General features: G+C 51.2%; 33 protein-coding genes. 5 read left to right on the top strand and 28 right to left on the bottom strand.

All coding sequences use genetic code 11. The features are described from left to right. The first annotated feature begins 39 nt into the window (after positions 1-39). The gene (locus M3G15_RS08705; protein ID WP_009225802.1) at positions 40-366 is read left to right on the top strand and encodes a DUF2627 domain-containing protein; all 327 of its coding nucleotides are present in this window, start codon (positions 40-42) and stop codon (positions 364-366) included. Between the two features lie 61 nt (positions 367-427). Here the strand turns inward: M3G15_RS08705 and M3G15_RS08700 are convergent, their stop codons facing one another. From M3G15_RS08700 to M3G15_RS08685, 4 genes are all read right to left on the bottom strand, one after another. Further along, positions 428-637: a hypothetical protein gene (locus tag M3G15_RS08700; RefSeq protein WP_009225801.1), complete on the bottom strand. Its 210-nt coding sequence runs from the start codon at positions 635-637 to the stop codon at positions 428-430. 28 nt (positions 638-665) lie between these two features. Further along, positions 666-1,613 carry a cation diffusion facilitator family transporter gene (locus M3G15_RS08695; RefSeq protein WP_260070646.1) on the bottom strand — a complete coding sequence of 316 codons (948 nt, stop codon included), beginning with the start codon at positions 1,611-1,613 and terminating at the stop codon, positions 666-668. Positions 1,614-1,624: 11 nt separating this feature from the next. Continuing rightward, positions 1,625-1,933, bottom strand: coding sequence for an ArsR/SmtB family transcription factor (locus M3G15_RS08690; RefSeq protein ID WP_009225799.1), 309 nt, complete (start codon positions 1,931-1,933; stop codon positions 1,625-1,627). Positions 1,934-2,008: 75 nt separating this feature from the next. Then, positions 2,009-2,158, bottom strand: a complete 150-nt coding sequence (locus tag M3G15_RS08685) for a hypothetical protein (RefSeq protein WP_157273473.1) — start codon at positions 2,156-2,158, stop codon at positions 2,009-2,011. Positions 2,159-2,371: 213 nt separating this feature from the next. Here M3G15_RS08685 and M3G15_RS08680 point away from each other — a divergent pair, with 213 nt between their 5' ends. Further along, positions 2,372-3,400, top strand: coding sequence for a tyrosine-type recombinase/integrase (locus M3G15_RS08680; protein WP_260070644.1), 1,029 nt, complete (start codon positions 2,372-2,374; stop codon positions 3,398-3,400). 12 nt (positions 3,401-3,412) lie between these two features. Here M3G15_RS08680 and M3G15_RS08675 read toward each other — a convergent pair whose 3' ends face one another. The 5 genes from M3G15_RS08675 to M3G15_RS08655 form a co-directional block, all read right to left on the bottom strand. After that, positions 3,413-5,788: a hypothetical protein gene (locus M3G15_RS08675; protein WP_260070643.1), complete on the bottom strand. Its 2,376-nt coding sequence runs from the start codon at positions 5,786-5,788 to the stop codon at positions 3,413-3,415. A 113-nt stretch (positions 5,789-5,901) separates the two neighbouring features. Next, positions 5,902-6,180, bottom strand: coding sequence for a hypothetical protein (locus tag M3G15_RS08670; RefSeq protein WP_260070642.1), 279 nt, complete (start codon positions 6,178-6,180; stop codon positions 5,902-5,904). A gap of 13 nt (positions 6,181-6,193) precedes the next feature. Next, positions 6,194-6,553 carry a hypothetical protein gene (locus tag M3G15_RS08665; protein WP_260070641.1) on the bottom strand — a complete coding sequence of 120 codons (360 nt, stop codon included), beginning with the start codon at positions 6,551-6,553 and terminating at the stop codon, positions 6,194-6,196. Positions 6,554-6,635: 82 nt separating this feature from the next. Further along, positions 6,636-6,833 (bottom strand): hypothetical protein, encoded by a 198-nt coding sequence (locus tag M3G15_RS08660; RefSeq protein ID WP_260070640.1) that lies wholly within the window; start codon positions 6,831-6,833, stop codon positions 6,636-6,638. Continuing rightward, entirely contained in the window at positions 6,817-7,113 is a 297-nt protein-coding gene (locus M3G15_RS08655) for a hypothetical protein (RefSeq protein WP_260070639.1), read from the bottom strand. Before M3G15_RS08655 ends, M3G15_RS08660 begins: the two co-directional genes overlap by 17 nt. 532 nt (positions 7,114-7,645) lie before the next feature. Here M3G15_RS08655 and M3G15_RS21655 point away from each other — a divergent pair. Continuing rightward, positions 7,646-7,843, top strand: a complete 198-nt coding sequence (locus M3G15_RS21655; RefSeq protein ID WP_397376601.1) for a DUF2614 family zinc ribbon-containing protein — start codon at positions 7,646-7,648, stop codon at positions 7,841-7,843. A 63-nt stretch (positions 7,844-7,906) separates the two neighbouring features. Here the strand turns inward: M3G15_RS21655 and M3G15_RS08650 are convergent, their stop codons facing one another. From M3G15_RS08650 to M3G15_RS21650, 8 genes are all read right to left on the bottom strand, one after another. Beyond that, positions 7,907-8,119, bottom strand: coding sequence for a phage holin family protein (locus M3G15_RS08650; protein ID WP_260070638.1), 213 nt, complete (start codon positions 8,117-8,119; stop codon positions 7,907-7,909). A gap of 2 nt (positions 8,120-8,121) precedes the next feature. Continuing rightward, positions 8,122-8,880 (bottom strand): M15 family metallopeptidase, encoded by a 759-nt coding sequence (locus tag M3G15_RS08645; RefSeq protein WP_260070637.1) that lies wholly within the window; start codon positions 8,878-8,880, stop codon positions 8,122-8,124. Between the two features lie 2 nt (positions 8,881-8,882). Further along, positions 8,883-9,197, bottom strand: coding sequence for a hypothetical protein (locus tag M3G15_RS08640; RefSeq protein ID WP_260070636.1), 315 nt, complete (start codon positions 9,195-9,197; stop codon positions 8,883-8,885). Beyond that, positions 9,197-9,391, bottom strand: a complete 195-nt coding sequence (locus tag M3G15_RS08635; RefSeq protein WP_260070635.1) for a hypothetical protein — start codon at positions 9,389-9,391, stop codon at positions 9,197-9,199. The genes M3G15_RS08640 and M3G15_RS08635 overlap by 1 nt, the downstream gene beginning before the upstream one ends. Positions 9,392-9,461: 70 nt before the next feature. Then, positions 9,462-10,040 carry a DUF4315 family protein gene (locus tag M3G15_RS08630; RefSeq protein WP_260070634.1) on the bottom strand — a complete coding sequence of 193 codons (579 nt, stop codon included), beginning with the start codon at positions 10,038-10,040 and terminating at the stop codon, positions 9,462-9,464. 72 nt (positions 10,041-10,112) lie between these two features. Continuing rightward, entirely contained in the window at positions 10,113-12,152 is a 2,040-nt protein-coding gene (locus M3G15_RS08625; protein WP_260070659.1) for a phage tail protein, read from the bottom strand. 77 nt (positions 12,153-12,229) lie between these two features. After that, positions 12,230-13,276 carry an acyltransferase family protein gene (locus tag M3G15_RS08620; protein WP_260070633.1) on the bottom strand — a complete coding sequence of 349 codons (1,047 nt, stop codon included), beginning with the start codon at positions 13,274-13,276 and terminating at the stop codon, positions 12,230-12,232. Between the two features lie 60 nt (positions 13,277-13,336). Continuing rightward, positions 13,337-13,756: a right-handed parallel beta-helix repeat-containing protein gene (locus M3G15_RS21650; protein WP_397376602.1), complete on the bottom strand. Its 420-nt coding sequence runs from the start codon at positions 13,754-13,756 to the stop codon at positions 13,337-13,339. A 51-nt stretch (positions 13,757-13,807) separates the two neighbouring features. Here M3G15_RS21650 and M3G15_RS08615 point away from each other — a divergent pair, with 51 nt between their 5' ends. Further along, entirely contained in the window at positions 13,808-14,545 is a 738-nt protein-coding gene (locus tag M3G15_RS08615) for an AAA family ATPase (protein WP_260070632.1), read from the top strand. 128 nt (positions 14,546-14,673) lie between these two features. Continuing rightward, a complete protein-coding gene (locus M3G15_RS08610; RefSeq protein ID WP_260070631.1) occupies positions 14,674-15,171 on the top strand; it encodes a helix-turn-helix domain-containing protein in 498 nt (165 codons plus the stop codon). A 380-nt stretch (positions 15,172-15,551) separates the two neighbouring features. On the opposite strand, the gene M3G15_RS08605 is transcribed toward M3G15_RS08610, so the two are convergent. The 11 genes from M3G15_RS08605 to spoIVB form a co-directional block, all read right to left on the bottom strand. Continuing rightward, positions 15,552-16,211: a hypothetical protein gene (locus tag M3G15_RS08605; protein ID WP_260070630.1), complete on the bottom strand. Its 660-nt coding sequence runs from the start codon at positions 16,209-16,211 to the stop codon at positions 15,552-15,554. A gap of 15 nt (positions 16,212-16,226) precedes the next feature. Then, a complete protein-coding gene (locus tag M3G15_RS08600) occupies positions 16,227-16,985 on the bottom strand; it encodes a P-loop NTPase family protein (RefSeq protein WP_260070629.1) in 759 nt (252 codons plus the stop codon). A 231-nt stretch (positions 16,986-17,216) separates the two neighbouring features. Next, a complete protein-coding gene (locus M3G15_RS08595; protein ID WP_260070628.1) occupies positions 17,217-17,432 on the bottom strand; it encodes a hypothetical protein in 216 nt (71 codons plus the stop codon). Positions 17,433-17,488: 56 nt separating this feature from the next. Next, on the bottom strand, positions 17,489-17,899 hold the full coding sequence (locus tag M3G15_RS08590; protein ID WP_260070627.1) for a hypothetical protein: 411 nt from the start codon (positions 17,897-17,899) through the stop codon (positions 17,489-17,491). Beyond that, the gene (locus tag M3G15_RS08585; protein WP_260070625.1) at positions 17,877-18,269 is read right to left on the bottom strand and encodes a hypothetical protein; all 393 of its coding nucleotides are present in this window, start codon (positions 18,267-18,269) and stop codon (positions 17,877-17,879) included. The genes M3G15_RS08590 and M3G15_RS08585 overlap by 23 nt, the downstream gene beginning before the upstream one ends. A gap of 280 nt (positions 18,270-18,549) precedes the next feature. Further along, complete coding sequence (locus M3G15_RS08580; RefSeq protein ID WP_260070624.1) at positions 18,550-18,924, bottom strand: hypothetical protein; 375 nt, start codon at positions 18,922-18,924, stop codon at positions 18,550-18,552. A gap of 463 nt (positions 18,925-19,387) precedes the next feature. Further along, entirely contained in the window at positions 19,388-19,771 is a 384-nt protein-coding gene (locus tag M3G15_RS08575) for a BC1872 family protein (protein ID WP_260070623.1), read from the bottom strand. Positions 19,772-20,252: 481 nt separating this feature from the next. After that, positions 20,253-20,618 (bottom strand): hypothetical protein, encoded by a 366-nt coding sequence (locus M3G15_RS08570; protein ID WP_260070622.1) that lies wholly within the window; start codon positions 20,616-20,618, stop codon positions 20,253-20,255. Between the two features lie 305 nt (positions 20,619-20,923). Next, the gene (locus M3G15_RS08565; protein ID WP_260070621.1) at positions 20,924-21,349 is read right to left on the bottom strand and encodes a helix-turn-helix domain-containing protein; all 426 of its coding nucleotides are present in this window, start codon (positions 21,347-21,349) and stop codon (positions 20,924-20,926) included. Between the two features lie 313 nt (positions 21,350-21,662). After that, the gene (spo0A, locus tag M3G15_RS08560; RefSeq protein ID WP_009225798.1) at positions 21,663-22,466 is read right to left on the bottom strand and encodes a sporulation transcription factor Spo0A; all 804 of its coding nucleotides are present in this window, start codon (positions 22,464-22,466) and stop codon (positions 21,663-21,665) included. 380 nt (positions 22,467-22,846) lie between these two features. After that, positions 22,847-24,178, bottom strand: a complete 1,332-nt coding sequence (spoIVB, locus tag M3G15_RS08555; protein WP_009225797.1) for a SpoIVB peptidase — start codon at positions 24,176-24,178, stop codon at positions 22,847-22,849. Between the last annotated feature and the right edge of the window lie 57 nt (positions 24,179-24,235).

Genomic DNA, 24,235 nt, shown 5'->3' with positions numbered 1-24,235 from the left:
ATACATAGCCATTTCGAGAGGGAAAGGAAGATCTAGCTCATGAAGCTCAAGCTGTCCCGGTTTATCGCGATTATTTTGCTGGTGATCCCCGGCATTGCAGCGATGATCGGATTTATAAAGATCAAAGACACCTTATTTGATTATATGTCAGCACACGGCGACGATTCGTTAACTCGCGTCACGTTTGATTGGTTAAACTTCGGGCTAGGCGTTGTTTTGTTTGCAGCCGGCGCCGGATTTTTGGGCGGGTGGATCTTCTTCCGGGACCGCAAGCGGAATTACGTAGGGCCAAGATTTCGCAAAAAGGACGATGCCGCCAAAGCCGCCGTTAAAGAACCAGAACCCGCCGTGGTACAGCATGACTAACCTCAAGGTTCTTATGAAAAAACCTCTTTTGCCTTGTCTCGGCGTAAAGAGGTTTTTTAGCTTATTCGTATAACGCTTCCTTCAGTTTGGTCGACATCCGCGAGCTTTGCTGGGAATTCGCGCGAAGCAATGCCTTGCGTAATCTGACGTTTTCTGCACGAAGTTGTTCATAACGTTGAATTAGCTCCAGAAGGGCCTGCCGTTTATCTTCTTCCAAATCCGTGCCCTCCAGCAATTCCCGGTAAGCCGCCGGCTCAAGATCGTTAGTCATATGACGCTCATCCTTTCTTCTGATGGAATTATACCATAAGCTCCCGGTGCCGGATGTGCGAGGTTTCCACCTGAATGGTGGTGTGGCCGATGTGGAACGTCTTCTCCAAAGCGGTAATCGCTTCCTGCAACACGATTTGGCTCTGGCTGCCATCCTCAATCGTCAAATGACAGCTTAACGCATCCATCCCCGAAGTAATGGTCCAAATATGCAAATCATGGACTTCAACAACCCCCGAAATCCCTTCGAGACACTGCTTCACCTGACTTTGATCGATCGACGCCGGCGAGCCCTCCATCAAAATGTGCACCGATTGGGTGATGACGCCCCAGGCTCCGCGCAGGATCAACAGAGCGACGAGAACACTGATGATCGGGTCGAAAATATACCAACCAAACAACGACATCAATATCCCCGCGAAAATAGCGCCAATCGACCCCAAAGCGTCTCCAAGCACATGCAGGTAGGCGCTTTTCAGGTTTAAGTTGCCTGTGACGTCGCCTTTCTTCAGCAATACCGCCGCGCTTGCTAAATTCGCAAACAAACCGATCACCGCAATCACGATCATCGTATTACTGGACACGGTCGGCGGATCAAGCAAACGCCCGTAGGCTTCCCAAAAGATAAACCCGGCGATCACGAACAAGGCTGCCCCATTGAGCAACGCGGCCAGGATCTCCATACGGTGGTACCCGTACGTATTCCGCTTTGAGGCGGGGCGAGCGGCAAACCAAAAGGCAATCAGGCTGAGCAGCAGCGAGCTGGCGTCACTTAGCATATGACCGGAATCGGACAATAAAGCGAGGCTGTCTGTAATCAAACCGCCGCAAAATTCAAGAACGGCGATCGAAGCCGTAATGAGTAGAGCGATCCACAGCCCCTTCTTATTCCCCGAACGTGCCGCATGATGATCGTGGAAATGGCCGGCATGGCTATGGTCATGATCGTGGTGATGGTGAGCGTGATGATGTCCCATGGATCTCCCTCCTATTCGCAACAAGCGTGTTGAATCGCCTGTTTCAAGAGCGAAATCACATGCTCGTCGTCACAGCTGTAGTACACCGTATTGGCCTCCCGACGGAACTTCACCAGCCGCAAATTTCGCAGCAGACTCAGTTGGTGGGAAACCGCCGACTGCGATAAATTCAACACTTCCGACATATGCGTCACGGAACATTCTTCTTCCGACAGCAAATGAAGAAGTTTGATTCGGGTCGGATCGGACAATGCTTTAAATATCGTAGAAACCTTTTCCAGTGTATCCGGGCTCAGATCGATGTGTAACTTTTTTTCCACCTGGTCGTTCCCCTCTCGAATAACAGTATATGAACATATGCTCATATACAGGATAATCCTAAAGGGACTTTATTGTCAATCGGCAAGTGCGGATACCATCTCAGGCAAAATAAAAAACGGCCGCATCCCGGCATACACCGAGAGGGACCGCCCTTCATTTAACCCTTCTGGATCACTGCATAAGTGAACGACCAACGGCTTAATTTCTCCCGTCGTTATCACCATTCGTGTCCTCAGACTTTCAAGACACCTTATGCTCGATCCGCAGTTTATCCGCTACCATTGCGATGAACTCACTATTGGTCGGTTTTTGCAGCGCTAGAAAATCGCACAACGGCGCGGAAAATTGGACGCGAACGAGGCGTTATTCCGATAAACTTTCGCGCAATTTATCGGAACGTTTTACGAAAACTTTATCGCTAAGGAGGCGGACATTTTATGGCAAGAATTACGCCAAAATACGGATTTGTTTCGAAACGGGACAAGCCGGTAAAATTCAATCTCACAACGCAAATCGACCGGTTTATTAGCGCGAAGAAGGCGGCCCGGAGGTCGAACGCAACGATAACAGCCTATTCGCAAGTCCTCGATCAATTCCGCAAGTGGTACGAAGACTGCGGCCGTACCGAGATCACTACGGAGTTACTGCGCGAATATATCGAGTATCTGACGTTCAAGAAAACGCAGTGGGACGATCACCCAACGAGTCCTAACGGAGAGGTCGGGCTATCCCCGCGCACAATCAACAACGTAATTCGGATCATGCGGATTTTCTTTAACTACCTCGTTAGGGAGCGTATAATCTCGCACTCACCGATGGATGCGGTAGAGTACCAAACGGAGAATAAGGATACCTTCGACGTATTTACGGATGAGGACGTTAAGAAACTGCTCGCCGCGCCAAACCTCCGTGTGTATACCGGTCGGCGCGATTACTGCATGATGCTCGTTCTTTGTGATTGTGGTTTACGCATCAAAGAACTGACTAATCTCCGCGTGTCTGACATAGACTTCAAACTCCAGCAGATCGTCGTGCGCGCCGAAATCGCGAAAACACGGACGACGCGCGTAGTGCCTGTTTCTCGAAAAACACTAAAAGAGCTTGAAAAACTGATATCGTACATGGACGTAGACGAGGACGACCCTTTATGGTTAACTCAGTTCGGAGAGCGCTACTATGGCGACACCTTTTCGAAGATGCTCAAAAACTACGCCAAACGCGCGGGAGTTACAGGACCGCGGGTATCCCCGCACACATTTCGACACTACTTCGCTGTGAAGTTTCTGCGCGAAGGTGGCGACCCGATTGCCCTGGCGCGAATCCTCGGTCACACGTCGTTGAATATGACGCAAGTGTACGTTAAGTACACCGGGACCGACTTACGCGAACAGCACGATAAGGCTTCTCCGGTGACGCACCTATTAGATGAAGGAAATGCGAAAAAACGAGGTAAGCGAATATACTAAACAAAACCGTGGTCACGCCAGGCCACGGTTATTTTTCGTCCGTATCCCCGCCAGCACTTCCGCAATCGGCCGCCCATATTTTCGCGCATGTTCCTGCGTCAGCCGGGCGTTATTTTCCGTCGCATACCGCTTGCCGACGAGAGGCAACGCATCAGCGACGAACGGCGCTTCGTATTCTCCGCGATTTAACCAGCACGCAATAAACTGGTATTGGCGCGTAGCCTCGAACGCGGCCTGCGGATCGGCGAACGTACGCGATAGGTACGGCATCAACCGCTTATACGTATCTATGTGCGTGTTGCGGAATAAATGCCAGTTAATTGACGCGGATAACAGCGTATCGGTAAAGCCGGGGAACTCGTGGAACGCGCTGAAATCGTGGAATACGATAATCGGCGCGCATTTATACTTCGGGCCCTCCCGCAGCATCCGTTTCGCGAAATGGACGAGGCCGCGCGACATGAATTGATGCGGTTCATTTAATACGAGAAACGTTCCGGGGCCGCGCCCTTCCTGCGCAAGTTTAATAAGAAACGTTAGCATGACGATCCAATAGCCGAGCGTCTGTTTAACGCGCTCCGGCATCGGAATCCCATCCGGCATCTTACAGCGGATAATCACGACTTTACCATCCGCGACCCACCGGTATAAATCAAACGCAGGGTTGTGCGCTTGGCAAAACATCGGCTTCAAAAACTCGCTACTCGTGATTTGCGATATCCGGCGCAGGACAGGCCCGTAGATTTGCCCCTGTTTGCCATCGCTCATCCGGTCGTAATCGCGCCACGCATCCATATCGAAAATGTCGCCGAGCTCCGCAATCTTCCGCTTCCGAAACGCGGTATCCGTAAACATCGCTTTCATGCCCGTTAAATCGCCCGCACACACCTTCGCGGCGTCTCGCGTAAATTCCGCGGTCTGAAACTTATCCTCGTCTCCGTCCGCGAGTAAAAAGTCCGTCAGGTACTCCGCAATCACATCGGATGCGATCCGCTTATCCTTCGCGTTATTGATGACCGCCTGCAGTCCGAAGTAGGGCGCGTAATCTGTGTCCGCGAGATTAATGTCGATGACGTCGGCAGCCGGAAGGTGGTCACGCACCGCATCCGCCATGCCGCGCTGACTGCCGCCCCGGTCCCGGTTGTGCTCGTCGATAAAGTCCGGTATGACCGCGCCGATTCCGTGCTTGCGATGCGCTTCCACAACGAGATTGATTACGTGTTGATCCTTCCCCATACGCGGCGATCCGTTAACAGCGCGCGGCATAAACAGCTTATCGGGCTGATCCGTCGGAATGTAAACGTTATGGGTCGCGCCCCGATCCGTTGCTGTGCCCGCCAATATCCCGCGATCATCAAGAAATACGCGCGGCAACTCGATTTCAACGCGCCGATTCGACGCGAGGATATCGGCATATTCCGCCTGCAGGTCAGCGGTCGGCAACTGCGCAAGCTTTCCGATTTCGTCAACGCTCATCAAGTTCGGTGCAAACTCGCGGATCTTCCACGGATCATCCTTTCGCGGCCGAACGTTAATCTTAACGAGTTCCAGCCGGTTGTCGCCCGCAAGCGCCCCGTAAGCTCCCGCGACTGACCGCGCCAGCATTTCGCGTTTGACCGGGTCAGGCGAAGTTACCGCGCATCGAATCGACGTTTTGAATACGGGAAGGTTGCGCTTATTTTTCGTCGTCGCGGATAAGTCGCCGTTGACGAGTAGCTCCGCGCGTTCCGGATTGGGGAGCGTGGGCCGTGCGCTTTTCTCCGCCTTCTTCGCGCCGTGATATAGCGCCGATTCGACGCCAGCCAATACGTCCTCGATTAACGATCGTACTTCGTAAAATACGTACGCCGCGACGCCGCCAAGCGTGCGCAGTAATCTCGCAGGATCAACGCCGGGCCGATACGGGACTGCCCCGCGCTCCCACGTTTCCCACGCGTAGTCCGCGAGCTGCTTCCATTTCGAACGGCTGACCGGTTCCATACGCAACATTAGCGCAACCGCCTCGCCGTCCGATAACTCGCGCGTTACTCCGAGCAGTTCGCGGATTGGCGTAGTCTGCTCATTATAGCGGAAATCCAGCGAAAACATGTCGTGCCGCCGATATTTGAGCGCAAAGTTGGCGGACGGTAATCGGAAGTCCTCCGCGAGCTCAAGCGTCGATTTGCGCCATTGTTCGTGGTTGCGGAACTTCACGCGGAACGCCTCCGCAAACTCCGTAGGCACCGCGCAGTAAAATGCGATGGAGTCCGCGGCCATTTGCGTAATCCACCAAAGATCCGGCGCAGGCTTCGCACGTACAGCGAGTAATTCGTAGAGTGCGCGTTGGAGATTGCGATTCGCGGAGTTGAGTACGGTTGTGTGCGGAATGATACGGAATACGGTGTGCATCGCTACCTCCCGCAGCGAGAACACCACGTGCCGCTATGCTCCGTTGTTGTGCCACAATTTCCGCAATATGCGTTATACCAGCGAATAAAAAATCGCATGTTAATCGCCCTCCTCTAAATTAATACGCGCCAGATAACGCCGATCCAAAACGTCGCGAACAGCCGCCCGAGCCATTTCGTGCTGCCTACGAGCGGCCCGACCATCATGCCGACCGCACACGTTACGATGCCTAGCGTAATGATTTCCGGCGACCACGTATTGAGCGCAACCACCGCAATCTGTGCGTAATGCACGAGCGCATTGCCGAAGGCCTCCGCGCCAGCCTCGACGAAATTATCGAGCGCACCGCCGCCAACGTCCGGAATAACTGCGCCGTTTATCCGCAAGATCATCCGCGCCACCTCCTCATAACATCCGCAGCCAGTTACGGATATCGACCGCGTGCCGGACGATAATATAACCGATGCTGCCGCCCATCAAAAACTCGATCGCCTTCGTCCGGTTGCCGAACATCCACGTTATTCCGGCGTAGACGATAATGCCAACGCAGAGCCAATCGGTGATCCCGAGTACCGTTGAAAATACGGTCGCCCACGTTTGCGCACCGGACACAGTAGCGGAAGCCGCGAGCGCGGTTTTCGGGATCAATGCGAGGTGAACGGTGGCCGCCGTCTTCGCTATCGCGGCCGGTAATTGCGTTGTTGCTTTCGGAACAATCGCGCCAGAATGGAACGCCGCCCAATCGAGCGCTACGGTTTTACTCATCGCGTATACACCCTCTCTTTGCGGAGATAATAATCGTAAACCTTGCGAAAGGAGCTGCGTAAAAATGACGTTTGTTATCGGATTAATTGTCGGCGGAGTCGTCGGCGGTCTTTCGCTTTTGTTCTAGCGCCGCTTCCTCCGTAATCATTGCCGCGTAGAGAACGGACTTAACAAATCCGCTGAAATTCCTCGGACTTTTTCGCGTTACCCATTCGACTAACTTCCACTGGTGTTCGTTCTCTACGTTAAAGTTGACGCCGCGCCTAACGAACTTGCTCACGGATACCTCCGCCTAACTGTACGGGAACGGGCGGTGTTTCTTCCGCCTTTTCTTGCGGTTTCGATTCGCGCCGACTCCGCTTAGGTTTCGCCGCCGCTCCACTCCGCGCTTTAATCTCCGCAACCAGCGTTTCAATCGCGCCGATCGTTTCGAGCACGCCGTCGTCTACGTCCTCCGCGTCCGTAATTCCTTGCGCATAATCCACGACCATTTCCGCGAGTGTTCCGACGGACACTTCGCCGGCCATCCGTTTTAATAGCGCTTTGTTTAACGTCGCCATTTCATCGCCTCCTACGTTTTACGTATGTTTGATGTTATGCGCGACGGCTTGCTCCTCTTTCCGCAAAAATGCGGATAGAGACGTATAAATTTTGATAGACTCGTCCAAAATGATAGGGACGGGAGATGATACGAAATGTTTGGATTAGGAAAGAAACGTAGCAAATTCGGGGCCTATTTGGATCGGCGCGGAATTGAACAGGAGAGAATACGCGAGGTTTCGGGGGTGAGTCGAGACACTTTAACGCGAGTATGTAGCTATCCGGATTATTATCCGAGCGGAAGTACCATGCGGAAGTTAATCGGGGCCGTGCGGAGGTTGACCGGGGAGAACGTAAGACAAGACGATTTTTGGCCGATGTAAACGCAAAAAGAGCGCGGTTATCTACCGTCGCTCCCAAAGCGCGGATCGCGTAGGCGACCGCTTTACCCTAGCGTATGCACGCGGGCTTGTATTTTATGCCAGACACGTAGCGCGGAATCTAGCGATATGGTACGATGTGGAAAACGGCAAGGAACGGAGGTTTTCGTCGATGATATTTATTATCGCATGCTTTATCCTCGCGATTCCGATTGCGATCGTTGTCGTCGCGGTTAAGCAAATGCGCGCTGAAACCGTAATATGTCCGAATTGTGGACGGTCGTTCAAGTTGATGAACGGAAGCCACAAATGCCCGAAATGCCGCACGCGAGTAACGCGCACATCCGACGGGCGTTTGATCTCGTCGTAAAACGCAAAAAAGGGGCGCAAGCCAAACGGATTTTTACTCCGCCGGCTCGCGCCCCTTTTTTCGTTATTCCTCCGTCTTATCTCCGCTCCCGTTCGCGTCTGCGTAACTCTCGGATAACATATACGCAACACACGCACCCACCGCGCCAATAACTCCCGTTACTTGCAACGTTACGGACTCACCCGCGCCAGCCGCCGTCAGGATTGACGTAGCAAGCGCGGCCAACAGCGCCCAGAATTTGCGCGAAGATAATTTCCGTTTCCAATCGATTTTCATCGTTATTTCGCCCCCTTAAAGATTCCCGCGCGATCCAAAATCGTAACCATCCGGTAAAAGTCGTAGCTGCCGTTCGCGATCGTATCCAGCACGCCCGCCTTCTTCGCATTTTCGCACGCGGTCAGCGCCCATGCCGGAACCGCCGCCATCTTCGCGTTATTTTCGAGCGCGGCCAAGCGCTTCTCCAGCGCCTCCACTCGCGCCTTCTCTTCCGCTGTCATTGCGTCATCCCCTTCCGTTTCTTTGATCCGCGCATAGGCCGCGTCGATTTGCGCCTGCGTCGGACGCTTGCCGGCGCGGTACTGAGCCGTCGATAATCCGAATGTCATTTCGAAATGCGGATAATCTTTAAACGAAGTCCAATCGCCGCCCCACGCAAAGCCGAGTTCCTTCGCGACCACAACCACCTCGTTCCAATCTGCGACCTTATCGCCGTCGCCGTCCCGCGCCATATCCCAAGACACCGATTTGCCGTCCGGTAATAGCAATGCAAAATCAACCGCAACGCCGAAGTTGTGATACGAATAGCCGCCGCGCGCGTTGGTTACGATCTTTCCCGGCTTCGTGCGGCCTTGCGCATATAAAGCGTCCTGCTCCGCGATCGTCCGAAGCCCTTGCGTGATGACGATCGGAACCCCGCGCGCATAACACCGGTCGATCAGCGCGGAAGTCGCCGCCGCAACAACGGGAAGAAGCCCGCTCAATTTCGACGCGGACTTCGATCGTACGTATTCGATTGTCAAAGGCGTTAACGCCGCCATAACTACGCCGCATCCTTTCCGTTGATAATCGCTTTAATTTCGTGTACGTCCGAAGCGAGTCCGTCGTATTGGCGCGCAAGAGTTTCGAAGCGATCCGTCAAATTTTCGGTCAGTCGCATCAAGCGATCTTCGCGCGCAACGGCCTCCGCATGCATCCGTTCGTTCTGCACCTTTGCCTCCGCACTGATCCGCTCTTCTCGTTCGCGCGCTTCCGTCGCCATCCGCTGCATCTCGCGCCAGAGCAGATAAAACAGAACGGCGGCGGCAATCGCGAATATTCCGTTCTTGGCGATCTCCGCCCAAATCGTTTGCTCCATTATGCGGCCGCCTCCTCATCCGCGTTATCAAGCGCAAGAAGCGCCTCCGTGATTTGATCGTCGAGCTGACGCAGGATTTCCGCGCGTTGCTCAACGTCCGGGAGCGCGGCTAAAACTGCGGAAACGACCGCTGATAGCTCCGGCAGTGGTTGCGCTAGGTCTACAGTGCATTCGAGTAATTGGCGTACTTTCATCGTGTTCCTCCGTTTCTCTGTACGCAAAAAGGCGCGACCATTAAGGCCACGCCTTGCGCTCTATATTCGTTTATTTATTCGCGTCGATCTTCGCCTGCAGCTCCGCGATCTCCGCGTTGGCTGCGTCGATTTTCGCCTGGTATTCGGCGATCCGCGCCTTTGTCTTTTCGATATTTGCGTCGATACCTTCGACTAGGAATGGCGCTTCGGCTGCGCCTTTTTCTGCGGCAGCGCGGCTTTCGTTTAGCGAGGTTAGTGTCGCGTTCTCCGTCTCAATAAGGCCTTTCCATGAGAGTATGTCGCGCTCATATCGACTTATCGCGTTGGCTAACTCCATAACCTCCGGACTCATCGCATCATTCGCGCCGATAACTTCTGACTCCTTTATTGTTCCAATCGTTATTGTTTTCCCCTCCACTCGAAGCGGGATACCTACAGCCTCCGACACATCCCGGACCGGAACGTAAGCCGCTCCGTTAATAACCGCGCCGTCTGCCACTTTCGTCCCATCCGCTTTATTAATCGTATAAACACCGGTAACTTTAGAGCCTACGAGTGATTTTACCGCAGCTATTGCGGAGCTTCCACCAAAGATTATCGCGCCAACAAGTAAGCCTGACAGCGCTCCCACCAAAAATCTATTTCTCATATTCTAGCCCTCCCTTAGAAAATACTTCCTATTATATATTATCGTACGGAAGGGCCAGAAGTTTCAACTTATTTATATCACATGTCTGTGCGAGTCTCCGGCGTAAGCCATGTACGTTACGGTTCCCCCATCCGCAGTTCGCAAAACGGTTCCGTCAGGAATGCCGTGGTTATGCGCCGCGACTAACGTATATCCCGTTGGAGCACCGTACGGTACTTTCTGCGCCAGAGCCGCGGACAGCCCGTTAATCATTGACGTATCAAGTCCTACTACGCCGCTTGCAGTTGAAAAGTCAACCGTACCGTTAAAGTAAACCCGACGCCCTGGCGCGGCCAAAAACATATCAACGAGCGACGTAATTTGAAAGAAGGAGTCGCCCCCGTTGATCGTACCGGACGCCCCGCTTACTGATCGCATAAACGTGATACCGCTCAACCCGTACGCATCATTCGCGTCAATCGAGATACGCTCGCGACCCGATGCGTCGTAAGTCCGCCAGCCTCGATAGTCCATCTCTACGCGCGCGCCCGACGCGGCCGTCCGTATTAATCCGCCGGTAATCGTCGAAGACTCCATCGTAGACTGCTCGATCTTCCCCGTCAACGTAATCGACCGCGCTACGACATCGCCGTTCATATAGACGCGAAACGGCGCGCTACTAAAATTCGCATGGCCAGCCGCGATCCCGTTATTGTTGATTTGCGTTACGTTATTCCCGGAGCCGATCAGCAGCGATACGAAGTTACCGAGTTGGCCGACAATTCTCTCCGCGACAATCCCATTCGCCGTAATTGCGGCCCGCGCAGTATTTCCGCCGTCGGTCGTCAGCATAATGCCGTTCGCGGTTAATACGACTTGGTTCGCGGCATTCGTTTTATCTTCGAGGATGATTCCGCGCGTATCGTACTTGACTTCGGATTTCGAATTGTTAACGTCAATGACCGCCTGCCGCGCGAAAGCCTCGAATACTTCCGTACGTACGGTACCGCCGCTCACAATATCGTAAACAATGCGCTTGGCCCGGTCTAAGTCCGCCAAGATGTCAGCATAGTCGCGCCCCATTACGTTAGATACCGTCACCTGCGTATGCTTATCGCGATCAAACGGATACTCCGTAATCTCCACGATGCGCGCGGTAATATTCGGCATCTCCATCTCGGGGTCGACGCAATAGACGGTGTCGCCGAGTCCCGGCCGCGTCTCACTTGCGTCAATCTTAAAAATGTCCGCCGCGTCTACGCTAATTTCAAGCGCCGGCACTTCGTTCTCCGCGAGGGCTTTACGCGCCTGACGTAGTAATTCGTCCACCGACGTGATATTCTGATCGATAATCTCCGCGTCGTAAAACGGAGTGTCCGGCGTGGCCCAAGCGGCGGCATATTGCGATACGAGATAGTTGACCGCGAGCTTGCCGTCAACAATCGCGCCGGGAATCGCTTCAAGGCGGGCGCGCTCGTCCGCTGTAAGAATCGACGCAGGCTCGCCGATCCACGTGCGCCCATCTTTCATCTGCGCGAATAAACGGGTCGTGAGCGCAGAGCCGTCGTCCTTAAACGCGGAGCTAATTACGTTTTTGCCGATGCGGTATTGGTGGCCGGAGTCCGTGCCGATACGCTTGCGCAAATGGATCGTAAAGTTGTCCGCCTCGACTTCCGCGCCGTACATTTTGATGACGTCATTGAGCGCGGCCAGACAGTTCGTGCGGCCCCAGTCCTTGACGTCGTATAGCGGGAATGTGTCATGGATGATAAACGAATAGCGCCCACCGGTGGCAGCCGCTAATTTATCGGTGAGTTGCGATATGTGCGTACCGTACGACTCTTTGATGTACGACGCATACGGCACTTTAAAATCCGCGAGTTTGAACATGACGTGCGAACACGATATTTCTGCGATTAATTTACGTCCGTCCCGTTTGCGTTGGCGCGAGTTGATTACATAGTATTGGCCGCGCTCGTCCATAACGTAATTTTTCAGCGTGATCAAATCGTAGTCAGCGGACGTCATCGGAACATTAAACGTCAGCACGTCGTCCGAGTTGATGCGTCGCGTGCGTTTGATGTCGTAGGCCTGCGGGAGGACTCCGATCGGCGTGCGTGCTTTATCAAATATGCGTAAGATTGCGCGTCACCTCCGTAAAAGAAAAAGCCCCGCTGTATTAGCGAGGCTTGTTGCGCAGTTTCGTCCTATTATGTTGATACTGTATTCTTTTTTTCCTCAATTCTATCTCGTGGAACATTGTCTTTAAAAAGAAAATCAATCTTGGGTTCTGCGACCCACTTGAAGATACTTCTAATAATATTCGTTGATAATACGACTGCGATAAGACAACCTAACATCACTACTAAAAATTTATCCAGTGATCCATCTAACTGAGAATACAATGTAGAAGTGTGTAAGTATTTAACTATAAATCCATGCAGCAAGTAAGCATATAACGTGTTTTTCCCTAATCCACTTAAAAACGGAATACGTTCCTTTGGGACAAGAACCAATACACATAGGCCCAATATAACTGCAACTAGATAACTAAATAACCGGTAAATCCCACCTCGCCAACCGTGTAGATCAAAACTCGCATACGGAATAACATGATAAAAGAATTCAAATTTAATCACGTTTTGAAGTTGGTAAAAAACTATAAATGCAACTATTAAAATGGCTATAGATATGAACTTATATACCCAATGACTAAATTTAAGCAACCACTTTTTATCGAAATAAAAACCAGAGATAAAAAACGGGAAGAAGGCGATTGTTCTAGAAATACTTCCATAATAAGCAACATCGCCTGCATAACCTATTGCTATTCCAGCTATTATCGTAAGCGTTAAGGAAATCCAAGGTTTGATCTTTGCCGTATACGGCAGAACTAGTTTCCAGCAGATCATACTAACAAGAAACCACATGATCCAATAAGGAGTTAAATAAGTGAACGTTAACTTTTCTTGATTATCTGTTATTAAATAATAATCAAATAAAGAATATAACGTTTCAAAAATTAAATAAGGGATCAAGAGATTAGCAATGATCCTTTTGCCATAATTATCCGAACCTATATTCTTTGAGAAATAACCCGATATAAAAATGAATAGAGGCATGTGAAACGAATAAATCAGAGTGAAAAGTGGCTTGAATGTAACACCTGAATTCAGAGGTATAATAATATGGCCTACTACAACAAGAATGATCAGCAGTAATTTAACGTTGTCGAAATAATAGTCTCTTTCTGTCAATTTTCTGTCTCCTTTAAAAAAGTATAGTACTAAAATTCGACAACGTTTATTAAACACCTTTTACGCAGTCCATGTTCCATTGATAAAATTATTAAAACTTTTGGTATTAGTACCGAAATTGTGTCCTATTGATCCGATTGTGTTATTCGTTACTATTGTGTTTTCGGCATCAGATATTCCAAATGTGCCCATCTGATTAGCGTAGACTTTACAATTAAGAGATTTGCTAGTTAGCACATACCCGACCATGATGTCAAATCTGCCATCGGTAGCCGTTGTGTTGTTCCCCGTTGAGTTGTTATTCGCAACAATCACATTAGAAGTACCGTAAACCCAAATTCCCGCTTGCCCGCACTTTGTAACGAAATTCCCATCGATAGCCCAATCGCTACACATATCAACGCCGATCCCATGAGATCCACATGTATCGATCGTATTCCCTTTTATTTGGCCATTATTATAACCCGCGCCAATTTGGATAGCCCTTCCACCTGCTGATTTATTTACATTCCTGAACGTGTTATTAACTATTTGGAGATTAAGGCAAGTTGTTGCATCAAGTCGTACGAAGTCAAGTGGTATCCGTGGCTGTCGCGGCTCATATCGATATTGACGGCGCGGGATGGCGCGGTTAAGGCGGAGGGCCTCGGCGAAGTTGGATTACCAAATAAGGCGATGCTGGCCGGAAAAATGAATGCGGAACTGGAACCGTTTATGCTCGAAACCGTTGCGCGCCTGAACGAATATTATCCGGGCGAGCTCATCCTGCAGGCGAAAGGCGGCGCAAATTTGACGCGCACGCTTAACGATTTGGACCGCGAACTGCACATGCGACCGGATATCGACGTCGTTGTTATCGATCCGTTTTACAGCTTGGCGGATGCGTACGGGCGCAACGCAAATAAGACCGCTGGCGGTGCGGCAGAGATGGCGGCCCGGCGCTTGGAAACGATAATCGGCGCGCATGATGTCGTCGGGATGTATACGATTCAGGCGCATACCGAGCGTCAGGAAACGGAAGAAGGCGAGCACCGTGCGATTAAATTACCGAAGCGTGACCAAGTGAAAACGACGAAAGCCGTACTCGAAATTGCGACGAATCTATTTTCGTTTGACGCCGCGAATGGTAACGGGGCGCTTGGCGTCGAGAAAGGGCGTAACGGCGGCGAGGACTTTGTTATTGAGTTGATTGCGCTTATGGATTACGGGGTGCTGCGGGAGTTGCCGAAAGGCGCGGAGATTGCGGGGCAATTTGTGAGCGGATTTTAATCGTTTACTTAAAAGAAACAAATATTTTGTCTTAAAGGAAACAAAATGTGTTGACTGTGGAAACTTAATAGTGTATCCTAAACCCATGGAAAATATTCCAACTAATTTTTGGAAGGACTGACGTTACGGTGTTCGAAAACCAATTAGGTGAGTTTATTCGCGAGAAGAGAATAGAGCTTGGCTTTTCCGTCCGTGAAATCGCTGAAAAAGCCGAAATCAGCTTTTCTCAGTGGAGTAAACTTGAGAGGGGGAAGGTGAAAGATCCTAGCGACGAAACGTTAAACAAAGTGGCGTATGCACTTAATGTGGACAAAGACAGAATTTACACTTTGGCAGGACGCATACCGCCTGACTTAGGGGACATTACCCAACTGGTAGCTGTATCCGAGGAAGATAATTTTTATGAACATCTTACTCGATTAATTGACAGGTCGATGGTGGTTTCCGAAGAGTCTAACACCTACCTAGCACACTCCTCACTCCTTGAGCAATTTGCTGAGGTGGCTGCTACATCTGATGAAACTAAGGAATTGAGCGCAGATGAAATATTATTCATCGCAAAAGAGTTGGAGTCTGCGTTTAAACTTAGCGTGAAAAGGCTAAAGTCTAGAAAATCTAACAATTAAAGGAGATTACCCTGTGCTTATATTACAGTCCGAGATCGATCGTTATCCTTGGCGCAACGCGCGCTGGCACCCGGACAAGCTCGAAGCGAGTTCACCGGCACGCCCCGGCGATGACCGCCCGTCATTCCGCGTCATAACCGATCCAGACTCGCCAAATTTCGGCTGCTGGGTCGATATGGGCGCAACCGATCCGCGTTATAGGCGCGGCGGCCCCGTCCAGTTATTCGCCATGTTGCGCGGTATAAGCGAAGACGAAGCACGCCGACTACTTGCGGAGGAAAAGGGCGAGGACACAGGCGGATACATACATCTTAGACTACCTGAACATACCGCGAAGACGCCGCCGAAGCCGCTCGATATTTCGCTACTCGACCGCTATTTCACGCACACATCCGACTACCTGACCCCACAAATACCGCGGACAGATACGTTTTGCCGCGGCCGCTCTCCGCCATGATGCCGTAGACGTCGCCGGAATAGAGGCCGCCGATCTCTTCGTTCAGCGTCGGAAACGGCGTTTTCCACAACGTGTAACTTTCGCCGGCCTTACGCTTTTCGTATTCCGCCCTAAACGCGCTGGCCAATTCCGCCAAGCCTGCGCCAATATCCCGCTTGACCGTCGCCTTGGTTTCGATGGATTCGCCGAGTTCGCGCAAGTATCGCCCAAAATCCGCCGGAGCAAGTTGCGCAAATTTATCGGCCAATTCCGACGGTACGCGTTTGCCGCTCTCATCGTCCGTATAGCCGTTGATTTTGCGCAGGACTTCGCGTTTGGCTGCGTCGGCCTTGATCTGCTGCGCTAAATATTCGAACGAATCCGTCACGTCCGGAATGTACGTGATGTCCGGGCACTCGGCGGTCAGGGTTGCGTAGGATGGCGCGCGGCCTCCGTTTTCTTGCGCGTATTTAACGACAAAATCGTAGGCCTGGCGCTCGCCCGGCGTTTCAAAGTCATCGCGCGTGATACCGTATTTTACTAACGCGGATATGTCGCCAGCGTCTACGATTTTGGAAATTAATTGTTCGCCGTGTACTGCCATTTTGTCACCTCCGTCCTATGATGCGCGAAGTCCGCGCTTACTCCCGCCGACAAACGGAACCACTCCGCACAAATCCCGTACGCGATCCGCCAGACGCGCGTCAAACACTTGCGCCAACTCCCCGATCGAAACGTTACTCGTATACACAGTCGGAAGCCCCTCCGTTACGCGTGCGTTGATAATCGCGTGCAAGTCCGCGCGAAATGGTTCACTCGCATCGCGTACGCCAATATCGTCAAGCACCGCAAAGGGAGCGGACTGTGCGGCAGTAAGTGCGCTATAGTAGCGTGCGGCGGCCGGCTCTGCGATATGGTCCGGTACGCGCGGCCGGTTAAATGCGTTATAATCCGTCTGCCATGCGTTAACGTCGAGAAAGTACGCCGGAAGATTCAGCGGTTGCCCGTTCCGTTGAATCGTTCCGATATAGTGACGAATGATATATTCGTTAAGCAGCGCCGCCGCGGTCGTCGTTTTACCGGTGCCCGGCTCCGTGCTAAACAGATATAGTGATTTGATGCGCTCCCCCGTAAACTGCCGCGCGAATGTCCCAACGTAGGCCGCTGCGGTCTTATACGCCTCAACTTGCGCCTGGCGCGCCGGACTATTCGCGAGTGTTAAACGCCGGTACTCCGCCGGTACACCTGCCGCGCCAATACGTCCGCCGAGCCCGTCTGCGCCGTGAATTGCGACATATGACGGACAGATTGCGTTACACTTTTCGCCGCCTGCGAGCGTGCAATGTGCGGCTAATATGCAGTTATCTGCGTGTGACATGCGGTTCCTCCTTCGCTAAATTTTTCGGTTCTGCGCATTAATCATAGATATAATCAATTACCGCTATGTTGTGATTTACCAACTCTTTTGCATCACTAAGAGACAAGACAAGTTCTTCTAGTTGCGTGTGATGTGTATTGTCATAAACAAAATCGATCATAAATCGTATCTTAACTTTAATGTCCAATATTACACCCTTCCTTATTTCGATCTTTTTTTTCGTTATGTGCATCAACCCCAATGACCGTGACGTTTCATGATCTCTGCAACTTCACTGGCATATGGTTCATCTGCGTTGATGACTAAATACCGATTACAGTTGCTCTTGCCCTCTGCCAATCGTTTGTTACTGACATATTCAACTAGCTTCATATATGCCCGAACTGCCTCGCGCCCCTGAATATCGCTATGCTTGACTACAAAAAACTTTTCTTCCAAACCTCTCATGTCTAGCATCCTCCATCTCTCCTTATTGATTAGTTGCGCTAAATGTGTCTTTTGCGCTACAACCACGCCGCCAACTCATCCGCACTCATCGCACCCGCCACCGCCTCCTCCGCGACGGCTCTACGCTTCTGCTCCGCCAACACCTGCGGCATAATGCGCGGCAACATATACGCGATCAAAAAGCCGGCGGTAAGTTGCGGATACTTTGCGGTCGGCCGGTACTCCGCGAAGGCTCGTTCGATTGTTTCGCGCAAATCCTCGGCACCATATTCCGTGAGCGCGCGCTTGATTACGCCTTGCTCAAAACCGTATCCGCGGAGAGGGACGTATTTATCTACGCCAAACTTTTCCGCGTTAAGGTCGATAATCATTGCGTGGATCGTGCGCGTATTCCAATGTTCGAGCGGGAGGTTGCGCCAATCTGCGCGTTGCTCTGCGGTGATTTTATTCGCTGGTTTCCGTGGCATCGTCCGACACCCCCAGCAGCGCGCGATCTACGACGATCTCCGCGGATATGTGTGCATTGTTGATAAGGCATTTACGTACCTTATCAAGCGCTTTTATTAACCGTATAACCTCCGTTTCGGCTGCGATCGCTCGGCGGATTGCGTGCGGCCAGCCTTCGCGTGCGACTTCTATAAAACGATTGTCCTCGGAATAATTCCTGTTTCTACTTCCTGACCACGTTCCGATTTGACGTCCGCCCGCTTCGTACCACCCCCAAGGACTGCCTCCTAACTCTGGATGTCGATTCGTTTTACTCCGCCAAGGCCCCGGCGTCGCCGCCTCACACAGCGCCAAATCTGCGGCCAAATCACGTTTTGCTTTCGTTGTCATTCCGTCTACACCTCCATTATACGAACAACTGTTCCTATTATACATCCGTATTTCCATTTTGGCAATATGTTACCGAATCGGTAATTATATCGATCACCTTACGTCCGATCCGTACGCGCTCATTGCCGCTAACCTCGCGCATCAAGTCCGGCCGGTTGCGCCGCACCAATCTCGCGCAATATTCGCGGCAGATAGCGCTCGTCCGTCCGGAGGGTAGTGCAACATGCCAGCGCGTCTACATCGCCTATTATCACGGTAAAATGACGGTAATAGTCCGTGGTCATGCGTTCACCCCTTCGATTTTTACGCCGAGCTCGTTTAAAACGAAACGGATACCGTCAGCGTATGTGGCTCTAGTGAGGGCCGCTAGTCTACCGGCGAATTGTGTAACGTCCCGCATCGCGTCGTCATAGTGGGCGCGAATATTCACGTGTGCCAGCTCCTCGTCCGTCATCTCGCGCTCATAACCGTTGATCAGCGCGGCAAGGAGCGTATCAAACGGGATAATTTGAAGGGACCTTCGGTCTACGCCTTCGACAATAAAATCTTCGTTTCTTACGTCAATAATTGTTGCGTTATTGACTCCTGCTCTTCGCGCCGCTTCGATTGCATCCGCAGTTTCAGCCGGAATCGTCGGTTTAACAAATTCGCTCATTTGCAATCACCCTCCTCAATCATTATGTCGCCGGTCATTAACTGCGCCTGCCAAACACCATCGTACGAACCGTCTGCGTAGTAGTACGGATAAGGCCGATAACCAAGTTCGCGCATTAATTGGACAGAATTTTCCGCGATAAGAACATGCGGCGGCTGTGTGTGCTCTTTCCAACGTCCATATGCGTTGTCGTACGTAACGATCCGCCCAGCCTGTTCGTGTCCGCAACATGAGCCGAGTGTAATAACTCCCAGTTCGTTTAGCGCACGAATCTCATCTGCTATACACGAATCAACCGGAACCTCGCGGTGCTTGTCATTGACGTAGACGTTTACGGTATTTCCGGGTGCACACATCGCAATCACCCTTTCCGTAGTATTCGAGAATATCATCGACCGTTTCTAGCGTTTTGCTCATCTTGCGAAAACCTCCTATATATTAATTATTTGAAAGAGGTGCGAAATCACACGGCCGGCCTTAATTTCGCGATAATCGCCGCGAGACATATCGCTTCCGACGCGGACGGGCTGTTGATACTTACGCCAGCGCTCGCATCATATCGGGACAGCGAAACCCAAGCGCGGTATCCAAGTCCGCAAGTTCTGCGCCGTACGAGAAATTCCGTCTTACTCGCGTCAACGACCGTCCACGCTGCGGAAATGTCCGTTGTGTAACGCGGAAGTATAATACATGCTGTAATGCCGCCAACGGACGGCAACTCAACGTGAAAATCGTCGTCATCCGCGACCGATACGATTTTGCTGCCGAACACAACTTCCGCAACCCAAGCGTCACGTTCGCGCGGGGCCATCCCGTCCCACTTTGCGATGATTTCGTCGCGTGTCATTCGGTACCCTCCGTTTCCCCTACCGTAATCTGCAACCGACCTTCCTCCGTAAGTTCACTACGCTGGCTTTCGTTCGTATAGTCGCTATCTCCGCCCCACGGAACGTAGATATATTCATTCGTTCCGTCCTCGTAAATTACGTCAATGGCGCAAATGTCGCGATGTCGGACAAGTCTGTCAAAAGGTAGGACGTCACCAAGAGCTGTTTGAAACGCGGTAGCAACATTCGCACCCGGTAGTAACTCAACGAATAGTTCTTCGCAGCGGGTGTTTTCTCTAATACTGTTTACCGCGATTCGTTCGACTGTGCGGGATATCCCGGTTACATGAAACCTGCGGATTTTTTCCTCCGGCACGCAGATCACTTCGCAATTCTCAAGCACGAGATCAATCCTCGAAACTCTACGCATAAACTTACCGCTCCTTTTCCGTTATATTAGCGACCCTATGCGCCACCCTACCGTTTCCCCTCCGCGCCGCCTTACGACGCTAATTCCACGCGAAAATCACGCAACGCGCCCGATGATAACGCCTCAACTATGCGCTCGGACTCGGCGGCCAGCTCGGAGGCAAATTCCGCAAGTGTTTCCGCGTTGCTCCGTACCGCCTGTTTGACGCGTACACTATCGAGAGCCGCCGCTAGTCCGTTCGTTGTGAGTCCGTAGTAACCGGCGTCGATCCACGTTTCGCGCGGCGTAGGGTCAAGGTCCGGCTTCGCCGCTTTCCGCGCCTTCCAGTTCGGGGCGAGCGTCGGGTCTACGAGCTTGCGCTCCTTTACGATAAATTGCGTACCGTCCGTTGTCAGGCGATAGTCTGGCGTGAGTGATACGTTGATTCCGTTGTTCATGCGTGTGCACCTCCGTTTGATATTTGCGCCAAGTTTTAGCAGGTAACTTACCTTCGCGGATTAGGCGCATTTCCGCGAGTGCTTGCGACAGGCGTTCAGTCGGCGTTGATTCGGACATAGCGAAACCTCCTTCGTGCGACGCGCGGCCAACAGGTTGCTTTGCCTTCTTGAGTTACTTCTTCGAGTTAACTTCTTGATCTACGCGCATAAAGATGTTTATCATTACAATCTCTTATCCGCGCCAGCCGGATCACTCTCGCCTGTTATAGAAATGTCAAAATCCATTTCCGGTAACTCAATTTGAATCATGCAGAATCCTCCTTTAATGGCTCGGCAACTGCGTCGAATATCGCGAGTTGACTGATTGGCAAAACGGTGTACCGCGTGCTCTCCCACCTTCCGTTATTTTCATCGCGTTTACGTAAAGCGCGTATAACCGGGTGCCCTCGCCAACGATAATCAACGAGATTGCGAACGTACTTGTTCGCAGTTTGGCGATTAACTCCGAGATACTTCGCGATCTGTTCCTGCGTCGGATAACAATTTCCCTCCGCGTCCATAAACGAAGCAATCACGCAAAGTGTCGTCCAGTTCTGCGCACCCATGTCCGCAATTAATCCGGCCTTGGCGGCGTCAACGTACATTTTTACGAATATTCGCGTTTCGGTCGCGCCGGACGTGACGGAGTATTCCGTTTGTGACTCGACGCTGACTAGGCGTTGGTCCGTCATGCTGCGGTCGCCTCCTTTGCCTATAAAAACGACACGCTCGATTTCACTGCACATTTACGCAAAAAAAAAAATAACGCCCACCCCTCCGGTCGTTTCCGAAGAGATGGGCGCATAAAAACAATAAGACCGCGCTATTAGCGATCGGCCTTATTGTTATGTTCGTATTGATGCGTTAAAATAGTCTGCGTAAAACTTCCGAAAGTTCTTCGGAATAATCCGCGAACAGTTTATCGGAATCTCCGCACAACGAACGTGTAAATTGACGTGAACATGCGTTCTACTTATCGTCATCTTTGCGCGTAATAGCGGGGATTCAAGACACCTTATGCTCGATCCGCAGTTTATCCGCTACCATTGCGATGAACTCACTATTGGTCGGTTTGGATTTGGAGATATTGATCGTATAACCAAAAAGATGGCTGATGGAATCGATGTTGCCTCGGGTCCAAGCGACTTCAATCGCATGACGAATCGCACGCTCTACGCGGGATGGCGTCGTTTTGAATTTCTCCGCGATCGCCGGATACAGTGTTTTCGTAATGGCGCCTAAGATTTCGATGTTGTTGTACACCATCGTGATCGCTTCGCGCAGATATTGATATCCTTTAATATGCGCCGGAACTCCGATTTCATGTATGATCGATGTGATGTTCGCATCGAGGTTCTTCCCTTTGCCCAGAGGCACCACATTCGATTTGGCAAACGAAGTAGAAGGTGCACTGTTGCTTAAGGTTTGGACACCCACGAGCTGACGGATGCGGTTCGCCAACACTTCCATGTCAAAGGGTTTCAAGATGTAGTAAGAAGCTCCAAGCTGAACGGCACGCTGCGTGATGTTCTCTTGACCAAAGGCGGTCAGCATGATGATTTTAGGCTGAGGGGTCAGGTTGAGGTCGCGAATGCGCTCAAGCACACCGAGTCCGTCCAGATGGGGCATAATAATGTCCAGGATCAACACATCGGGAACTCTTGCTGCTTGATCAATCATCTCCAGTACTTCTTCCCCGTTATAGGCGATTCCTGAGACGACCATATCGTCTTGCTCCGAAATGTATTCCGCGAGCAAATTCGTAAATTCACGATTATCATCTGCCAACAACACTTCGATTTTCTGCACTGCCTACTTCCTCCTTCAGGTAATTGGATAGGTTTATTCATTGCTTCTCTTCTTACCAGAATAAGGATTCGACATGCAAAAGTAAATTCCTTCTGTCGAAAATTATTTTTATTTATTTTTTTGCATGATTGATATATAATAAATTATTTATTTACATAAAACGATCTCGTTCGGATTCATTCGACAAATGCATACAGATTCCAAGCCGGGTTTGTCGACCTTTGCTTGAGGAGTTTCACTTCCTCAAGATAAGAAAAACGTCAATCGACGTACATTCAATGTAGACAGACCGCGTTTAGCCGAAGTTTTTCTTGCGATATCAGGATGCCAATCCCCGTAGTTTATACTTTCTGATATCTAAAAAAATCTTAAGGCAGCGTTTAGCTCGCCTTAAGATTTTGCATCGTGTCTTTCGGGCTTTGTAAAATACCGGCATCCTGCAGCATCCATTCGATAAAGCAACCATATCCTGATTTCGGGTCGTTGACGAATACATGAGTCACAGCGCCGATGAGCTTGCCGTTCTGAAGAATCGGACTACCGCTCATGCCTTGAACGATGCCGCCGGTCTTCTCCACGAGACGCGGGTCGGTAATGCGGATAACTAATCCTTTGGTTTCCGGTACACTCTGCTTGGAAACATGGACGATCTCGACTTTAAACCGCTCTATGCGTTGACCTTCGACAACGGTCAGAATTTCTGCTGGTCCTTCCTTCACTTCTTCTGCAAAAGCGACGGGAATCGGTTTCTCATAGAGGCTATGCTCCGGGTTTTGCGACATCTTCCCGAAGATCCCAAAATTCGTATTGCGTTCGATATTGCCTAGGGTTTTCCCTTCTTTTAGAAAGTGAGCACGCTTCTCCCCGGGTTCACCGCTCTCGCTCTTGGAGATGGATGTGACGCTGGATTGCAGGATTTGCCCGCTGCCGACTACGATCGGCGTTTGGGTATTCATATCGGTAATGATGTGGCCGAGGGCTCCATAAACGCCGTGATCCGGGGCATAAAACGTCAAGGTCCCTACCCCTGCAGCAGAATCACGGATATACAAACCGAGTCTCCAAGCCCGATCCTGCTGATCATATGCCGGCTTTAAGGACGTTGTGAGTTCCCTATCGTTCCGCATATAGGTGATCTTAAGGGGCCGTTGATGTTTGCCCGCTTCGGCGGCAATTTCAGCTACTTCGCGGACATCGTGGAGCTTCATTCCGTTAATGTGGGTGATCAAATCACCGGCTTGAATTCCGGCCGCTTCGCCGGGTGAAACTTTGCTGGTATCTGTTACAACTTGATGATGCCCGACCACTAAGATCCCGGCGGATTTCACCTTGACACCGATGGTTTGTCCGCCGGGAATCACTTTAAGGTCCGGAATGACATTGACCTTGACGGTCTTTAGAGGAATTTGACCGAATAATTTCATGCGGAGGTTGGCTTCTCCACTCCGAAGCGACGAAAGCTTGAGCGGATGTCCTAATGATACTTTCATGGATGGGTTCGCCTGCCCGTTGACCATCACTACATCAGGCCGATCCACACTGACTTCAGCCTGTACGGGCAAAGCAAATGAAATTTGTGTTCCCTGACCCTGAAACAGGCGTAACTCGTCCGGCAGTACGGGAAGCCGCCCTTCAGCGGCAGACGTGCCGAGAAAACAAAAGAAGAAGGCAAGAAAAAGACCGAGCATTCGATTCCTGAGGTTCGGGTTCAATGGCTGTCACGCTCCCTTAGCTTCTTTCGCTTGACGAAACGGTGGTCGCCAATTGCG

The organism is Paenibacillus sp. p3-SID1389 (assembly GCF_025151705.1).
GTDB lineage: Bacteria > Bacillota > Bacilli > Paenibacillales > Paenibacillaceae > Fontibacillus > Fontibacillus phoenicis.
The sequence above is the reverse complement of the archived record's forward strand: the minus strand, read 5'-3'. Positions and strand labels throughout refer to the sequence as shown.

Bases quoted from the DNA above. Each gene is read 5' to 3' on its own strand.
- M3G15_RS08655 (WP_260070639.1), bottom strand. From the start codon at position 7,113: ATGGCGACGTTAAACAAAGCGCTATTAAAACGGATGGCCGGCGAAGTG.
- M3G15_RS08635 (WP_260070635.1), bottom strand. From the start codon at position 9,391: ATGAAAGTACGCCAATTACTCGAATGCACTGTAGACCTAGCGCAACCA.
- M3G15_RS08630 (WP_260070634.1), bottom strand. From the start codon at position 10,040: ATGAGAAATAGATTTTTGGTGGGAGCGCTGTCAGGCTTACTTGTTGGC.
- M3G15_RS08595 (WP_260070628.1), bottom strand. From the start codon at position 17,432: ATGAGAGGTTTGGAAGAAAAGTTTTTTGTAGTCAAGCATAGCGATATT.
- M3G15_RS08675 (WP_260070643.1), bottom strand. From the start codon at position 5,788: ATGCACACCGTATTCCGTATCATTCCGCACACAACCGTACTCAACTCC.
- M3G15_RS08590 (WP_260070627.1), bottom strand. From the start codon at position 17,899: ATGCCACGGAAACCAGCGAATAAAATCACCGCAGAGCAACGCGCAGAT.
- M3G15_RS08705 (WP_009225802.1), top strand. From the start codon at position 40: ATGAAGCTCAAGCTGTCCCGGTTTATCGCGATTATTTTGCTGGTGATC.
- M3G15_RS08695 (WP_260070646.1), bottom strand. From the start codon at position 1,613: ATGGGACATCATCACGCTCACCATCACCACGATCATGACCATAGCCAT.
- M3G15_RS08685 (WP_157273473.1), bottom strand. From the start codon at position 2,158: ATGGTGATAACGACGGGAGAAATTAAGCCGTTGGTCGTTCACTTATGC.
- M3G15_RS21655 (WP_397376601.1), top strand. From the start codon at position 7,646: ATGATATTTATTATCGCATGCTTTATCCTCGCGATTCCGATTGCGATC.
- M3G15_RS08580 (WP_260070624.1), bottom strand. From the start codon at position 18,924: ATGAGCGAATTTGTTAAACCGACGATTCCGGCTGAAACTGCGGATGCA.
- M3G15_RS08665 (WP_260070641.1), bottom strand. From the start codon at position 6,553: ATGAGTAAAACCGTAGCGCTCGATTGGGCGGCGTTCCATTCTGGCGCG.
- M3G15_RS08575 (WP_260070623.1), bottom strand. From the start codon at position 19,771: ATGACACGCGACGAAATCATCGCAAAGTGGGACGGGATGGCCCCGCGC.
- M3G15_RS08670 (WP_260070642.1), bottom strand. From the start codon at position 6,180: ATGATCTTGCGGATAAACGGCGCAGTTATTCCGGACGTTGGCGGCGGT.
- M3G15_RS08700 (WP_009225801.1), bottom strand. From the start codon at position 637: ATGACTAACGATCTTGAGCCGGCGGCTTACCGGGAATTGCTGGAGGGC.
- M3G15_RS08605 (WP_260070630.1), bottom strand. From the start codon at position 16,211: ATGGCAGTACACGGCGAACAATTAATTTCCAAAATCGTAGACGCTGGC.
- M3G15_RS08565 (WP_260070621.1), bottom strand. From the start codon at position 21,349: ATGACGGACCAACGCCTAGTCAGCGTCGAGTCACAAACGGAATACTCC.
- M3G15_RS08650 (WP_260070638.1), bottom strand. From the start codon at position 8,119: ATGAAAATCGATTGGAAACGGAAATTATCTTCGCGCAAATTCTGGGCG.
- M3G15_RS08570 (WP_260070622.1), bottom strand. From the start codon at position 20,618: ATGAACAACGGAATCAACGTATCACTCACGCCAGACTATCGCCTGACA.
- M3G15_RS08645 (WP_260070637.1), bottom strand. From the start codon at position 8,880: ATGGCGGCGTTAACGCCTTTGACAATCGAATACGTACGATCGAAGTCC.
- M3G15_RS08680 (WP_260070644.1), top strand. From the start codon at position 2,372: ATGGCAAGAATTACGCCAAAATACGGATTTGTTTCGAAACGGGACAAG.
- M3G15_RS08585 (WP_260070625.1), bottom strand. From the start codon at position 18,269: ATGACAACGAAAGCAAAACGTGATTTGGCCGCAGATTTGGCGCTGTGT.
- M3G15_RS08640 (WP_260070636.1), bottom strand. From the start codon at position 9,197: ATGGAGCAAACGATTTGGGCGGAGATCGCCAAGAACGGAATATTCGCG.
- M3G15_RS08600 (WP_260070629.1), bottom strand. From the start codon at position 16,985: ATGTCACACGCAGATAACTGCATATTAGCCGCACATTGCACGCTCGCA.